Genomic DNA, 13,621 nt, shown 5'->3' with positions numbered 1-13,621 from the left:
CATTTGAGATCGCGATCACTGATGCATAAACCATATAAATGTATCTTTCCGGCCCAATTATTACGGAGAAAATTTCTAAAAAAACCGTAATTAAACGAATTTCGTGTTACGCAATTGTATTTGTTCATTAGATTTTGTTGATTCCTCCAGGAGATACAGATGGAAACCACTCAAACCAGCACCATCGTTTCGGGCGAAACCCGCAGCGGATGGCGTAAAACCGACACCATGTGGATGCTGGGCCTGTACGGTACAGCGATCGGCGCGGGCGTCTTGTTCCTGCCGATCAACGCCGGCGTCGGCGGCATGATCCCCCTGATTATCATGGCGATTCTGGCCTTCCCGATGACCTTCTTCGCCCACCGCGGTATGACCCGCTTCGTGCTCTCCGGCAAAAACCCGGGCGAAGACATCACTGAAGTGGTTGAAGAACACTTCGGCGTAGGCGCAGGTAAGCTGATTACCCTGCTCTACTTCTTCGCTATCTACCCAATCCTGTTGGTCTACAGCGTGGCGATCACCAATACCGTCGAAAGCTTCATGGCGCACCAGCTGCACATGACGCCGCCGCCGCGTGCGATTCTGTCGCTGATCCTGATCGTCGGCATGATGACCATCGTGCGTTTCGGCGAGCAGATGATCGTGAAAGCGATGAGCATTCTGGTGTTTCCGTTCGTTATCGCCCTGATGATTCTGGCGCTGTACCTGATCCCGCAGTGGAACGGCGCGGCGCTGGAGACCCTCTCCCTGAGCGGCGCCTCCGTCACCGGCAACGGCCTGCTGATGACCCTGTGGCTGGCGATCCCGGTCATGGTCTTCTCTTTCAACCACTCGCCGATCATCTCCTCCTTCGCGGTTGCCAAGCGTGAAGAGTACGGCGAAGGCGCCGAGAAAAAATGCTCCAGCATCCTGGCTCGCGCTCATATCATGATGGTGCTGACCGTGATGTTCTTCGTCTTCAGCTGCGTCCTGAGCCTCTCTCCGGCAGACCTGGCGGCGGCGAAAGAGCAGAACATCTCGATTCTGTCTTACCTGGCGAACCACTTTAACGCGCCAATCATTGCCTGGATGGCGCCGATCATCGCGATGATCGCCATCACCAAATCCTTCCTCGGCCACTACCTGGGCGCCCGCGAAGGCTTTAACGGCATGGTGATTAAGTCCCTGCGCGGTAAAGGCAAATCTATCGAAATCAACAAACTGAACAAGCTGACCGCGCTGTTCATGCTGGTGACCACCTGGATTGTCGCGACGCTGAACCCGAGCATCCTCGGCATGATCGAGACCCTTGGCGGCCCGATTATCGCGATGATCCTGTTCCTGATGCCGATGTACGCGATTCAGAAAGTGCCGGCGATGCGTAAATACAGCGGCCACGTCAGCAACGTCTTCGTGGTGATTATGGGTCTGATTGCCATCTCCGCGATCTTCTACTCGCTGTTCAGCTAATTCAGTCAACATCTCCCCCCGCGCCGCTGAACGGGGGCGCGCTTTCCGACAGCACGGGAATACATATGATCAGCGTATTCGATATCTTTAAAATCGGCATTGGCCCTTCCAGCTCCCATACCGTTGGACCGATGAAAGCGGGCAAACAATTCACTGACGACCTGATCGCGCGCGGCCTGCTGGCCGAGGTGACCAAAGTGGTCGTCGACGTCTACGGCTCCCTCTCCCTGACCGGTAAAGGCCACCATACCGATATCGCGATTATCATGGGGCTTGCCGGCAACCTGCCGGACACCGTCGACATCGACGCTATCCCTGGCTTTATTCAGGACGTTAACACCCATGGTCGCCTGATGCTGGCCAACGGCCAGCACGAAGTGGACTTCCCGGTCGATCAGTGCATGAATTTCCATGCCGACAACCTGTCGCTGCATGAGAACGGCATGCGCATCACCGCCCTGGCCGGCGACCAGGCGCTCTACAGCCAGACGTACTACTCCATCGGCGGCGGCTTTATCGTCGATGAAGCGCACTTCGGCCAGACCACCGACGCGCCGGTGGCCGTCCCTTACCCCTATAAAAACGCCGCCGACCTGCAGCGTCACTGCCGCGAAACCGGGCTGTCGCTCTCCGGCCTGATGATGCAGAACGAACTGGCGCTGCACAGTAAAGAGGCGCTGGAGCAACACTTCGCCGCGGTGTGGGAAGTGATGAGCGCCGGTATTGAGCGCGGCATCACCACCGAAGGCGTCCTGCCGGGCAAACTGCGCGTTCCGCGCCGGGCTGCCGCGCTGCGCCGCATGCTGGTGAGCCAGGACACCACCAACAGCGACCCGATGGCGGTGGTCGACTGGATCAATATGTTCGCCCTCGCGGTGAACGAAGAGAACGCCGCCGGCGGCCGGGTGGTGACTGCGCCGACCAACGGCGCCTGCGGTATCGTGCCGGCAGTACTGGCCTATTACGACAAGTTTATCCGCAAGCTGAACAGCAACTCCCTGGCGCGCTATATGCTGGTGGCCAGCGCGATTGGTTCGCTCTATAAGATGAACGCCTCGATCTCCGGCGCCGAAGTGGGCTGCCAAGGTGAAGTGGGCGTCGCCTGCTCGATGGCGGCGGCCGGTCTGGCTGAACTGCTGGGCGGCAGCCCGGGCCAGGTGTGCATCGCGGCAGAGATCGCCATGGAGCATAACCTCGGTCTGACCTGCGACCCTGTCGCCGGCCAGGTGCAGGTGCCGTGCATCGAACGCAACGCTATCGCCGCCGTGAAAGCGGTCAACGCCGCGCGAATGGCGCTGCGCCGGACCAGCGAGCCGCGCGTCTGCCTCGATAAAGTCATTGAGACCATGTACGAAACCGGCAAAGACATGAACGCCAAGTACCGGGAAACCTCTCGCGGGGGGCTGGCGATGAAGATTGTCGCCTGCGATTAACCTGCTGGCCCGCCGCGCGTCGCCGCGGCGGGCCAGCTTTTGAGCGGAATCCTGCCTGATTTGCGAGTGTGATTCCCGATCCTCGCTCTACCAATGGCCTCGAATCACCACCGATGTTACCCTAAAGGCGCTGAGAATAAGGGGGTATCTGTGGCTGTTCATCTGTTAATCGTCGACGCGTTAAATCTGATCCGCCGCATCCACGCGGTACAGGGCTCGCCCTGCGTCGATACCTGCCTGCATGCGCTGGAGCAGCTGATCGTCCATAGTCAGCCCACCCACGCGGTGGCGGTGTTTGATGATGAGGATCGCGCCCACGGCTGGCGCCACCAGCGCCTGCCGGAGTACAAAGCCGGCCGCGCGCCGATGCCGGAGACCCTGGTCGCCGAGATGCCGGCGCTGCGGGCCGCCTTCGAGCAGCGGGGGATCTGCTGCTGGGCCTCGCCGGGCAGCGAAGCGGACGACCTCGCCGCCACCCTGGCGGTGAAGGTGGCCCAGGCGGGCCATCAGGCCACCATTGTCTCCACTGACAAAGGCTACTGCCAGCTGCTGTCGCCCACCATCCGCATCCGCGACTACTTTCAGAAGCGCTGGCTGGACGCCCCCTTCATCGCCAGCGAGTTCGGCGTCACCCCGGAGCAGCTGGCGGATTACTGGGGGCTGGCGGGGATCAGCAGCTCGAAGGTGCCGGGCGTAGCGGGCATTGGCCCTAAAAGCGCCGCCCAGCTGCTGAACGAGTTCCAGGACCTGGAGGGGCTGTATGCCCGCCTGGCCGAGGTCCCGGAAAAGTGGCGCAAAAAGCTGGCAACGCATCAGGACATGGCCTTCACCTGCCGGGAAGTCGCCCGCCTGCAGACCGACCTACAGCTGGACGGCAATCTGCAGCAGCTGCGGCTGACGCGCTGACCCTACCCGAGCGCGGCGCCGGCGCGGCGGCACCGCCTGCTTCGGCCGGGCCGGCCCCTCACCAGGCCGCCTGATATAACCCGACGATATCGGCCAGGCTCGCCTCGCGCGGGTTGCCGCCGGTACACACATCCGCCAGCGCCGCCTGGGCCAGCGCCGGAATATCCTCTTTCCTGACGCCCACCTCGCGCAGATGGCCGGGAATACCGACATCACGGTTGAGCTGGCAGACCGCCTCCACCGCCGCCAGGCGCGCGGCGCTCAGGCTTAACGCTTCCACCCTGACGCCCATCGCCCTGGCGATATCGCGATATTTTTCCCCGGTCGCCTCAGCATTAAAGCGCATCACGTGCGGCAGCAGGATGGCATTCGCCACACCGTGCGGCGTGTTGTAGAAAGCGCCGAGCGGATGCGCCATGCCGTGCACCAGGCCAAGCCCGACGTTGGAAAATCCCATCCCCGCCACATACTGGCCGAGCGCCATGGCTTCCCCCGCTCCGGCGTCTCCGGCAACCGAGCCGCGCAGCGCGCCGGCGATGATCTCGATGGCTTTGAGGTGCAGCGCATCAGTCAAAGCCCAGGCGCCGCGGGTGAGGTACCCTTCGATAGCGTGCGTCAGGGCGTCGACGCCGGTCGCCGCCTTCAGCGCCGGCGGCATGGCGTCCATCATATCGGCATCGATAAAGGCCACCTGCGGAATATCGTGCGGGTCGACGCAGACAAACTTACGCCGCTGTTCTTCATCGGTGATGACATAGTTAATCGTCACCTCCGCCGCGGTACCCGCGGTGGTCGGCACCGCGAAGATCGGCACGCTGGGCTGACGGGTGGGCGACAGCCCCTCCAGGCTGCGGACATCGGCGAACGCCGGGTTACGCTGAATAATACCGATCGCCTTACAGGTATCCTGCGGCGAACCGCCGCCGATGGCGATCAGGTAATCCGCCCCGCTGCGCTGAAAGGCCTGCAGCCCCTGCTGGACCACGGCGATGGTGGGATTGGGGATCACGTCGCTGAACATGTTCCATGCCAGCCCGGCGGCGTCCAGTTTGTCAGTGACTTTTGCCGCTACGCCGCACCGGGCGAGGGTGCTGTCGGTGACGATCAATGCTTTGCGATAGCCGCGCCGCGCCACTTCATCGGTTAATGCGTTTATCGCCCCCCGGCCAAACCACGCCGTTTCGTTGAGGATCATTCGGTTTGCCATCGCGTCTCTCCTGTTAGCGTTGCGGCATCACTCTTCAATGCGTAATCCGTAGGTTTTGAACTTCTCCAGCACGATGGCGATCGCCTCGTCATCCAGCACCGGTACCGGGTCGGTAATCGCCAGCGTGCTGAGATAGAGCTGGGCCAGGACTTCCACTTCATGCGCCAGCCAGAGCGCTTTCTCCAGGCTGGCCTCGCAGGCGATCAGGCCATGATGCTGCAGCAGCGTGGCTTTGCGGTGCTTCAGCGCCACCGCGACATGCTCAGACAGTTCGCGGGTGCCGAAAGTGGCATAGGGCGCGCAGGGGATCGAATTCCCGCCCGCCGCGGCGATCATATAGTGGATGGCCGGAATGGGCCGGTTGAGGATCGACACCGCCGTACAATGCACAGCGTGATTGTGGACCACCGCCTGGGCATCGGGCCGCGTCTGGTAGGCCGCCTGATGGAAACGCCATTCGCTGGAGGGAAGTTTTCCCTGCTCATGCTGGCCGTCGGCATCAATAAAGACGATCTTCTCTTCCGTCAGTTTTTCATACGGGATGCCGGTGGGCGTGATCAGCATCCCCCCCTGATAGCGCACGCTGACATTGCCGGCGGTCCCCTGATTTAACCCCAGGCGGGTCATTTCCAGGCAGGTATCGATAATCTGCCGGGCCAGTCTGTTTCTTTCCATTGCTTTCCTCTTTTGGCGACTCATCATCCGTCAACGGCAGGGCAACGCAATTATTGTCGGCTACCGTGGGATAGGTTGAATAATGATCTCCATCTTCAGCCTGAATAATCACAGGGGAATTTTCATCGCCATATTTTGTGAACCACGTCAATTATTCCGCCCTAAAAAAAGGGATCAGACTGGTTAATCGACCATTTAAAATGCCCGTTCTTAAAAATATTCCATCAAGCGGGCATTTTATTTTCCTGTAACATTTGCCCGTTTTCCACGATATATATTCAATCGGTCATTGGCGTTGTGGTTTTGTGAATTTATTTTCTCAAACGGTCAGCGATTTTGAAAAATTAAAGTGACAATTATCACATAAAATGGTCCGCAGAGCGTTAAGTGTGACCCTCATCATATTAACAGGCGGTTTTTATTTGAAAATGAAGCCATGAGTTCCGCCGTGACTTTCATTTCACTCACCGGCGCGTCACCTGAGCTCACATAATTTTGCGGTCTGCTGCAGCACCAGACTGCGCCCTGAATGCTGTTGTAACTGCTTCTGAACTGATGAGGACGCTATGGGAAACACAACGATACCAACGCAAAGTTACCGCGCCATGGAGAGCGGGCAGAGTAAGAGCTATATTATTCCTTTTGCTCTGCTATGCTCCCTCTTTTTTCTGTGGGCCGTGGCCAATAATCTTAATGATATTTTATTGCCGCAATTTCAACAGGCCTTTACGTTGACTAACTTTCAGGCCGGATTAATCCAGTCAGCTTTTTATTTTGGCTATTTTGTTATTCCCATCCCCGCCGGGATGCTGATGAAAAAATTCAGCTATAAAGCAGGCATTCTTACTGGCCTGTTTTTATATGCCTGCGGCGCCGCGCTGTTCTGGCCTGCCGCCGAAGTGATGAATTACACCCTATTTCTGATTGGATTATTTATTATCGCCGCCGGGCTTGGCTGTCTGGAAACCGCGGCCAACCCGTTTGTCACCGTTCTCGGTCCGGAAAGCGGCGGTCACTTCCGTCTTAATCTGGCCCAGACCTTTAACTCATTTGGCGCCATTATCGCCGTGGTATTTGGCCAGAGCCTTATTTTGTCCAACGTGCCGCATCAGCCGCAGGAGGTGCTGGATAGCATGACCCCAGAACAGCTCGCCGCCTGGAAGCACAGCCTGGTTCTGTCGGTACAAACCCCCTATATGATTATCGTGGCTATCGTGCTGCTGGTCGCCCTGCTGATCGTCTGCACCCGCTTCCCGTCGCTGCAAAGCGATGACCACGGCGACAGCGCGCAGAGCACTTTTCTCGCCTCGCTGTCGCGCCTGATGCGCATCCGCCACTGGCGCTGGGCGGTTCTGGCCCAGTTCTGCTATGTCGGCGCGCAGACCGCCTGCTGGAGCTATCTGATTCGCTACGCTGTCGAAGAGATCCCGGGCATGACGGCCGGTTTCGCCGCCAACTACCTCACCGGCACCATGGTCTGTTTCTTCATTGGCCGTTTCACCGGCACCTGGCTTATCCGCCGCTTCGCGCCGCATAACGTACTGGCTGTCTATGCGCTTATCGCCATGCTGCTCTGTTTGCTCTCCGCCTTCAGCGGCGGCCACGTCGGCCTGCTGGCCCTGACCCTGTGCAGCGCCTTTATGTCCATTCAGTACCCGACCATCTTCTCGTTGGGGATTAAGCAGCTGGGCCAGGACACCAAATATGGCTCGTCCTTTATCGTCATGACCATCATCGGCGGCGGGATCGTCACCCCGGTGATGGGCTTTGTCAGCGATGCCGCCGGCAATATCCCGACCGCTGAGCTGGTCCCGGCGCTGTGCTTCGCCATCATCTTTATTTTTGCCCGTTTCCGCTCGCAAGCGGCGACGAACTAAACCTGTTATCCGCATAACCTGAGGGATCTGTAATGAAAAAAATCAGCTTACCGAAGATCGGTATCCGCCCGGTAATCGATGGTCGTCGCATGGGGGTCCGCGAATCGTTGGAAGCGCAAACCATGAACATGGCGAAAGCCACCGCCGCGCTTATCAGCGAGAAGCTGCGCCATGCCTGCGGCGCCCGGGTGGAGTGCGTGATCGCCGATACCTGCATCGCCGGCATGGCCGAGTCGGCCGCCTGTGAAGAGAAATTCAGCAGCCAGAACGTTGGCGTCACCATCACCGTCACCCCCTGCTGGTGCTACGGCAGTGAAACCATCGACATGGATCCGCTGCGCCCGAAGGCCATCTGGGGCTTTAACGGCACCGAACGTCCGGGGGCGGTCTATCTGGCCGCCGCGCTGGCGGCCCACAGCCAGAAAGGGATCCCGGCGTTCTCTATCTACGGGCATGACGTGCAGGATGCCGATGACACCTCCATCCCGGCGGACGTCGAAGAAAAACTGTTGCGCTTTGCTCGCGCCGGCCTGGCCGTCGCCAGTATGAAGGGGAAAAGCTATCTGTCGCTGGGCGGCGTCTCAATGGGCATCGCCGGCTCCATCGTCGACCACAACTTCTTTGAATCCTGGCTCGGGATGAAGGTTCAGGCAGTCGACATGACGGAGCTGCGCCGGCGAATCGATCAGAAAATCTATGATGAAACCGAGCTGGAGATGGCGCTGGCGTGGGCGGATAAACATTTCCGCTACGGCGAAGATCAGAACGCCGAGCAGTATAAGCGCAATGAAACGCAGAGCCGCGCGGTGCTGAAAGAGAGCCTGCTGATGGCGATGTGCATCCGCGATATGATGCAGGGCAACGCGAAGCTCGCGGAAAAAGGGCTGGTGGAGGAGTCGCTGGGCTACAACGCCATCGCCGCCGGTTTCCAGGGCCAGCGCCACTGGACCGATCAATACCCCAATGGCGATACCGCCGAAGCGCTGCTCAACAGCTCTTTTGACTGGAACGGCGTGCGCGAGCCGTTCGTCGTCGCCACCGAAAACGACAGCCTCAACGGCGTGGCCATGCTGATGGGCCACCAGCTCACCGGCACCGCCCAGGTGTTTGCCGACGTGCGCACCTACTGGTCGCCGGACGCCGTTGAGCGCGTCACCGGGCAGCCGCTCACCGGCCGGGCGGAGCACGGCATTATTCACCTGATTAACTCCGGCTCCGCGGCGCTGGACGGCTCCTGCCAGCAGCGCGACGCGCAGGGCAACCCGACGATGAAACCTCACTGGGAGATTGAACAGAACGAGGCGGATGCCTGCCTCGCGGCCACCGAATGGTGCCCGGCGATCCATGAATACTTCCGCGGCGGCGGCTTCTCTTCCCGCTTCCTGACCGAAGGCGGCGTGCCGTTCACCATGACCCGGGTGAACATCATCAAAGGTCTGGGACCGGTGCTGCAAATTGCCGAAGGCTGGAGCGTGGCGCTGCCCAAAGCGATGCACGACCAGCTCGACGCCCGCACCAACTCCACCTGGCCCACCACCTGGTTTGCCCCGCGCCTGACCGGCAAGGGCCCGTTCAGCGATGTGTACTCGGTCATGGCCAACTGGGGCGCCAACCACGGCGTGCTGACCATCGGCCATGTCGGCGCGGATTTCATTACTCTCGCCGCCATGCTGCGCATTCCGGTCTGCATGCACAACGTGGAAGCGGCGAAAATCTACCGCCCCTCCGCCTGGGCCGCGCACGGCATGGACATCGAAGGCCAGGACTATCGCACCTGCCAGAACTACGGGCCGCTGTATAAGCGTTAACAGGTGGGTTTAGCCGGTGGCGCAGGCTTACCGGGCCTACAGACGCGCGCTGTTTGTAGGCCGGATAAGCGCCGCGCCATTCGGCAATGTTGTTTCGGGAGTCACTATGAAGCAAGACGTTATCCTGGTCCTCGACTGCGGCGCCACCAATGTGCGGGCGATGGCCGTTGACCGACAGGGGAACATTGTCGCCCGCGCCGCCACGGCAAACGCCAGCGACATCGCCGCCGAGCGCAGCGACTGGCACCAGTGGTCGCTGGAGGCCATTATGCAGCGCTTTGCCGATTGCTGTCGGCAGATCCACGACCCGCTGGCCTCCTGCACGGTACGCGGCATCGCCGTCACGACCTTTGGCGTCGATGGCGCGCTGGTGGATGAGCAGGGTGCGCTGCTGTATCCGATCATCAGCTGGAAATGCCCGCGCACCGCGGCGGTGATGGACACCATCAGCCGGTATATGCCCGCGCGCCAGCTGCAGCAAATCGCCGGCGTCGGCGCCTTTGCGTTCAACACCCTGTATAAGCTGATCTGGCTGAAAGAGAACCACCCGCAGCTGCTGGCGCAGGCCCATGCCTGGCTGTTCATTTCGTCGCTGATCAACCATCGGCTGACCGGGGAGTTCACCACCGACCTTACCATGGCGGGCACCAGCCAGATGCTCGATCTCCGGCAGCGCGATTTCAGCGCGCCGATCCTGCAGGCGACCGGCCTGCCGCGCCGCCTGTTCCCACGGCTGGTTGAAGCGGGCCAGCCGATCGGCGCCCTGCTGCCGAAGGCCGCTGCGCTGTTGGGCCTTCCCGTCGGGATCCCGGTTATCTCGGCCGGGCACGACACCCAGTTCGCCCTGTTTGGCGCCGGCGCCGGGCAGGATGAGCCGGTGCTCTCCTCCGGGACCTGGGAGATCCTGATGGTGCGCAGCGCGCAGGTCGACACCTCGCTGCTCGGCGACTACAGCGGCTCCACCTGCGAACTGGACAGCCAGCCGGGGCGCTATAACCCGGGGATGCAGTGGCTGGCCTCCGGCGTGCTCGAATGGGTGCGTAAGCTGCTGTGGAGCGCCGACACGCCGTGGCAAACCCTGATTGACGAAGCCCAGGCGATCCCGCCCGGCGCCGAGGGCGTCAGGATGCAGTGCGACCTGCTCGCCAGCCAGCACGCCGGCTGGCAGGGCGTCACGCTCAACACCACCCGCGGCCATTTTTACCGTGCCGCGCTGGAGGGGTTAAGCGACCAGCTGGCGCAGCATCTGCAAACCCTGGAAAACATCGGCCGCTTCCGGGCGAAAGAGCTGCTGCTGGTCGGCGGCGGCAGCCGCAACGCGCTGTGGAACCAGATCAAGGCCGACCGGCTGGGAATACCGATCAAAGTGCTCGACGATGCCGAAACCACGGTGGCCGGCGCGGCGATGTTTGGCTGGTATGGCGTGGGCGAGTTCTCTTCGCCGGAGCAGGCCAGGGCGCAGGTCGCGTACCGCTACCGCTATTTTTGGCCGCAAACTGAACCTGAATTCACAGAGGAAGCCTGAGATGCTCAAAACCATTTCCCCGCTGATATCGCCGGAACTGCTGAAAGTGCTGGCCGAAATGGGCCATGGGGATGAAATTATTTTTTCCGATGCCCACTTCCCGGCGCACAGCATGGGTCCGCAGGTGATCCGCGCCGACGGCCTGCGGGTCAGCGACCTGCTGCAGGCGATTATCCCGCTGTTCGAGTTAGACAGCTACGCGCCGCCGCTGGTGATGATGGCTGCCGTCGAAGGCGATGCCCTCGACCCGACGGTGGAACAGCGCTATCGGCAGGCGCTCTCGGCGCAGGCCCCCTGCCCGGACATCGTGCGGATTGACCGCTTCGCCTTCTACGAGCGGGCGCAAAAAGCCTTTGCGATCGTTATCACAGGAGAGTGCGCTAAGTACGGAAATATCCTTTTAAAAAAAGGAGTCACGCCGTAATCTCATGCCGGAGCGTCTGCCTGATGCAGACGCTCAATCAATGATGGGGTGAGAATAAATGAAAGCGGCCCGCCAGCAGGCGATCGTCGATCTCCTGATCAACCACAGCAGCCTGACCACCGAAACGTTGTCAAAACAGCTCAACGTCAGCAGGGAAACCATTCGCCGCGATCTCAGCGAGCTGCAGGCGCAGGGCAAAGTGCTGCGCAACCACGGCCGGGCCAAAGTGATCCACCAGCGCAGCCAGGACAGCGGCGACCCTTTCCACATGCGCCTGAAAAGCCATTACGCGCATAAAGCCGACATCGCCCGCGAAGCGCTGGCCTGGATTGACGAAGGCATGGTCATCGCCCTCGATGCCAGCTCCACCTGCTGGTACCTCGCCCGCCAGCTGCCGGACCGCCCGCTGCACGTTTTTACCAACAGCCAGCCCATCTGCCAGGAGCTGGCCAAACGCGACCAGATCGCCCTCACCTGCTCCGGCGGCACCCTGCAGCGGAAATATGGCTGCTACGTTAACCCGGCGCTGATTTCCCAGCTGAAATCGCTGGAGATCGATCTGTTTATTTTTTCCTGCGAAGGCATCGACCCGCAGGGCGCGCTGTGGGACTCCAATGCGTTCAATGCCGACTTCAAATCGATCCTGCTTAAGCGGGCGGCGCAGTCGCTGCTGCTGATCGATAAAAGTAAGTTCAACCGTTCCGGCGAGGCGAGAATTGGTCATCTGGATGACGTGACGCATATTGTGTCGGATGCGCCGCAGCCTTAAGCATGCGGCGAAGGCCGGAGGACAAGCACGCGTCTCCGGCCTGAGGGTGAGAGATTAACGCTCGTCGCGACGTCCGCCGACGGCGGCCCACAGGCGACGCACGTGAACGGTCACCTCTTCACGATCGTGGTACAGCTGACGCGCCTGGATCTGGGCGTTAATCCCGTGCTCGTCCAGCTGGGCCTGAATATAGGCCAGGTTCTGCGACACCTCTTCGTAGCGCTTTTTCATCGGCAGCTTGAGGTTGAAGATGGTCTCCCGGCACCAGCCGTTGACCAGCCACTGCGCCATCAGCGCCGCCACTTTCGCCGGCTTCTCCACCATATCGCAGACCATCCACGAAATGTTGTTGCGGTTCGGACGATAGCGGAAACCGTCTTCGCGCAGCCAGGTCACCTGGCCGGTATCCATCAGGCTCTGGGCCATCGGACCGTTATCGACCGAAGAGACCCACATGTTGCGCTTCACCAGCTGATAGGTCCAGCCGCCCGGGCAGGCGCCAAGGTCGACGGCATACATGCCGTTCGCCAGGCGCTCGTCCCACTCGTCCGCCGGAATAAAGACGTGGAACGCCTCTTCCAGCTTGAGGGTGGAGCGGCTCGGGGCGTCGGACGGAAACTTCAGCCGCGGAATGCCCATATAGAACGGCGAGTTGTTGTTGCTGTACGAGTAGCCGGTATAGCAGCAGCCCGGGGCGATAAAGAACACATGCACCACCGGACGCTTCGTCGTTTCATAGCGGGTCAGGACGCCCGCTTCGCGCAGCGCCGCGCGCAGCGGCACGGTAAACTTGCGGCAGAACTTCATCAGCTCTTTGCTTTCGTTAGTGTCCGCCACCTCGACGCGCAGATCGCCGCCCTTCTCCACCACGCCCTGAAGCATGCCGACGATCGGCGTGATGCGATCCTCCGGCGGCAGGTCGCGCAGCAGTTCGCCGACCACAAACATCTGGCGGGCGAAGATCAACGAGCTGAACGGCAGATCGCGCACCAGCTTCTCGCCATCATCCTGCTGATAGCCTTCAAAAATCACATAACCAGAGTCTTCTTTGACCCGGGCAAAACCAAACACCTCAAGGCGGGCTGCCTTATCGGTAATTTCTGCTGCGCACTCTTTCTCAAACCCAGGGCGACAATAGAGGACAACCTTATTCATGAACAACGCCCTTACGTTTCAGACGAATTGCACCAATTAACATTAACACCCAGCCGGCGAGGAAGCTCACGCCGCCCACCGGGGTCACGAACGCCCACAGGCGTAAATGAGAGAGCGCCAGGCAGTAGAGGCTGCCGCTGAACAGCACGGTCCCTAACGCCAGAAACACGCTGCTCCAGTAGAACCAGATACTGATCCGACGCTGCATCGCCACCGCCAGACCAAAAATCGCCAGGGTATGGAAGGCCTGATACTCCAGGCCGGTATGGATCCAGGCCATCTCCGCCGCGCCGAGCGATTGACTTAAGACATGCGCGCCGAAGGCACCCAGAGCCACAAAGATAAAGCCGCTAATCGCGGCGAATATCAGCATAAAACGGCTGGTCATGTTGT

The 13,621-nt window shown here is 60.5% G+C and carries 12 protein-coding genes; 8 read left to right on the top strand and 4 right to left on the bottom strand.

Features of this window, described 5'->3' with window-relative positions; all coding sequences use genetic code 11:
* The first annotated feature begins 159 nt into the window (after nucleotides 1–159).
* From ABLV54_RS04745 to xni, 3 genes are all read left to right on the top strand, one after another.
* A complete protein-coding gene (locus tag ABLV54_RS04745) occupies nucleotides 160–1,449 on the top strand; it encodes an HAAAP family serine/threonine permease (protein ID WP_023290841.1) in 1,290 nt (429 codons plus the stop codon).
* 65 nt (nucleotides 1,450–1,514) lie between these two features.
* The gene (locus ABLV54_RS04740; protein WP_348813720.1) at nucleotides 1,515–2,882 is read left to right on the top strand and encodes an L-serine ammonia-lyase; all 1,368 of its coding nucleotides are present in this window, start codon (nucleotides 1,515–1,517) and stop codon (nucleotides 2,880–2,882) included.
* Nucleotides 2,883–3,032: 150 nt separating this feature from the next.
* Complete coding sequence (gene xni, locus ABLV54_RS04735) at nucleotides 3,033–3,788, top strand: flap endonuclease Xni (protein ID WP_101881250.1); 756 nt, start codon at nucleotides 3,033–3,035, stop codon at nucleotides 3,786–3,788.
* A 58-nt stretch (nucleotides 3,789–3,846) separates the two neighbouring features.
* On the opposite strand, the gene fucO is transcribed toward xni, so the two are convergent.
* Together fucO and fucA are read right to left on the bottom strand one after the other, a co-directional pair.
* Nucleotides 3,847–4,995, bottom strand: coding sequence for a lactaldehyde reductase (fucO, locus tag ABLV54_RS04730; protein WP_101881251.1), 1,149 nt, complete (start codon nucleotides 4,993–4,995; stop codon nucleotides 3,847–3,849).
* A 27-nt stretch (nucleotides 4,996–5,022) separates the two neighbouring features.
* Nucleotides 5,023–5,670, bottom strand: a complete 648-nt coding sequence (gene fucA, locus ABLV54_RS04725; RefSeq protein ID WP_023290855.1) for an L-fuculose-phosphate aldolase — start codon at nucleotides 5,668–5,670, stop codon at nucleotides 5,023–5,025.
* Between the two features lie 566 nt (nucleotides 5,671–6,236).
* Here fucA and fucP point away from each other — a divergent pair.
* The 5 genes from fucP to fucR all read left to right on the top strand — a co-directional run bounded on the left by fucP (nucleotide 6,237) and on the right by fucR (nucleotide 12,073).
* Nucleotides 6,237–7,547, top strand: coding sequence for an L-fucose:H+ symporter permease (fucP, locus tag ABLV54_RS04720; protein WP_048298145.1), 1,311 nt, complete (start codon nucleotides 6,237–6,239; stop codon nucleotides 7,545–7,547).
* 32 nt (nucleotides 7,548–7,579) lie between these two features.
* Entirely contained in the window at nucleotides 7,580–9,355 is a 1,776-nt protein-coding gene (gene fucI / locus ABLV54_RS04715) for an L-fucose isomerase (protein ID WP_135704149.1), read from the top strand.
* Between the two features lie 106 nt (nucleotides 9,356–9,461).
* Nucleotides 9,462–10,880 (top strand): L-fuculokinase, encoded by a 1,419-nt coding sequence (gene fucK / locus ABLV54_RS04710; protein WP_060591982.1) that lies wholly within the window; start codon nucleotides 9,462–9,464, stop codon nucleotides 10,878–10,880.
* A 1-nt stretch (nucleotide 10,881) separates the two neighbouring features.
* On the top strand, nucleotides 10,882–11,304 hold the full coding sequence (fucU, locus tag ABLV54_RS04705) for an L-fucose mutarotase (RefSeq protein WP_023290859.1): 423 nt from the start codon (nucleotides 10,882–10,884) through the stop codon (nucleotides 11,302–11,304).
* Between the two features lie 58 nt (nucleotides 11,305–11,362).
* The gene (gene fucR, locus ABLV54_RS04700; protein WP_023290860.1) at nucleotides 11,363–12,073 is read left to right on the top strand and encodes an L-fucose operon activator; all 711 of its coding nucleotides are present in this window, start codon (nucleotides 11,363–11,365) and stop codon (nucleotides 12,071–12,073) included.
* Nucleotides 12,074–12,127: 54 nt separating this feature from the next.
* On the opposite strand, the gene rlmM is transcribed toward fucR, so the two are convergent.
* Both rlmM and ABLV54_RS04690 read right to left on the bottom strand, forming a co-directional pair.
* Entirely contained in the window at nucleotides 12,128–13,228 is a 1,101-nt protein-coding gene (gene rlmM, locus ABLV54_RS04695) for a 23S rRNA (cytidine(2498)-2'-O)-methyltransferase RlmM (protein WP_050533552.1), read from the bottom strand.
* On the bottom strand, nucleotides 13,221–13,616 hold the full coding sequence (locus ABLV54_RS04690; protein ID WP_002915543.1) for a DUF423 domain-containing protein: 396 nt from the start codon (nucleotides 13,614–13,616) through the stop codon (nucleotides 13,221–13,223). Before ABLV54_RS04690 ends, rlmM begins: the two co-directional genes overlap by 8 nt.
* Nucleotides 13,617–13,621: the final 5 nt, after the last annotated feature.

Source organism: Klebsiella sp. JB_Kp042 (genome assembly GCF_040065275.1).
Taxonomy (GTDB): Bacteria; Pseudomonadota; Gammaproteobacteria; order Enterobacterales; family Enterobacteriaceae; genus Klebsiella; species Klebsiella quasipneumoniae.
The sequence above is the reverse complement of the archived record's forward strand: the minus strand, read 5'-3'. Positions and strand labels throughout refer to the sequence as shown.

What these genes read in the sequence shown, in the direction of transcription:
- ABLV54_RS04690 (WP_002915543.1), bottom strand. Translation starts at nt 13,616, where the DNA reads ATGACCAGCCGTTTTATGCTGATATTCGCCGCGATTAGCGGCTTTATC.
- ABLV54_RS04740 (WP_348813720.1), top strand. Translation starts at nt 1,515, where the DNA reads ATGATCAGCGTATTCGATATCTTTAAAATCGGCATTGGCCCTTCCAGC.
- fucR (WP_023290860.1), top strand. Translation starts at nt 11,363, where the DNA reads ATGAAAGCGGCCCGCCAGCAGGCGATCGTCGATCTCCTGATCAACCAC.
- fucP (WP_048298145.1), top strand. Translation starts at nt 6,237, where the DNA reads ATGGGAAACACAACGATACCAACGCAAAGTTACCGCGCCATGGAGAGC.
- rlmM (WP_050533552.1), bottom strand. Translation starts at nt 13,228, where the DNA reads ATGAATAAGGTTGTCCTCTATTGTCGCCCTGGGTTTGAGAAAGAGTGC.
- fucK (WP_060591982.1), top strand. Translation starts at nt 9,462, where the DNA reads ATGAAGCAAGACGTTATCCTGGTCCTCGACTGCGGCGCCACCAATGTG.
- fucA (WP_023290855.1), bottom strand. Translation starts at nt 5,670, where the DNA reads ATGGAAAGAAACAGACTGGCCCGGCAGATTATCGATACCTGCCTGGAA.
- fucO (WP_101881251.1), bottom strand. Translation starts at nt 4,995, where the DNA reads ATGGCAAACCGAATGATCCTCAACGAAACGGCGTGGTTTGGCCGGGGG.
- ABLV54_RS04745 (WP_023290841.1), top strand. Translation starts at nt 160, where the DNA reads ATGGAAACCACTCAAACCAGCACCATCGTTTCGGGCGAAACCCGCAGC.
- fucI (WP_135704149.1), top strand. Translation starts at nt 7,580, where the DNA reads ATGAAAAAAATCAGCTTACCGAAGATCGGTATCCGCCCGGTAATCGAT.
- fucU (WP_023290859.1), top strand. Translation starts at nt 10,882, where the DNA reads ATGCTCAAAACCATTTCCCCGCTGATATCGCCGGAACTGCTGAAAGTG.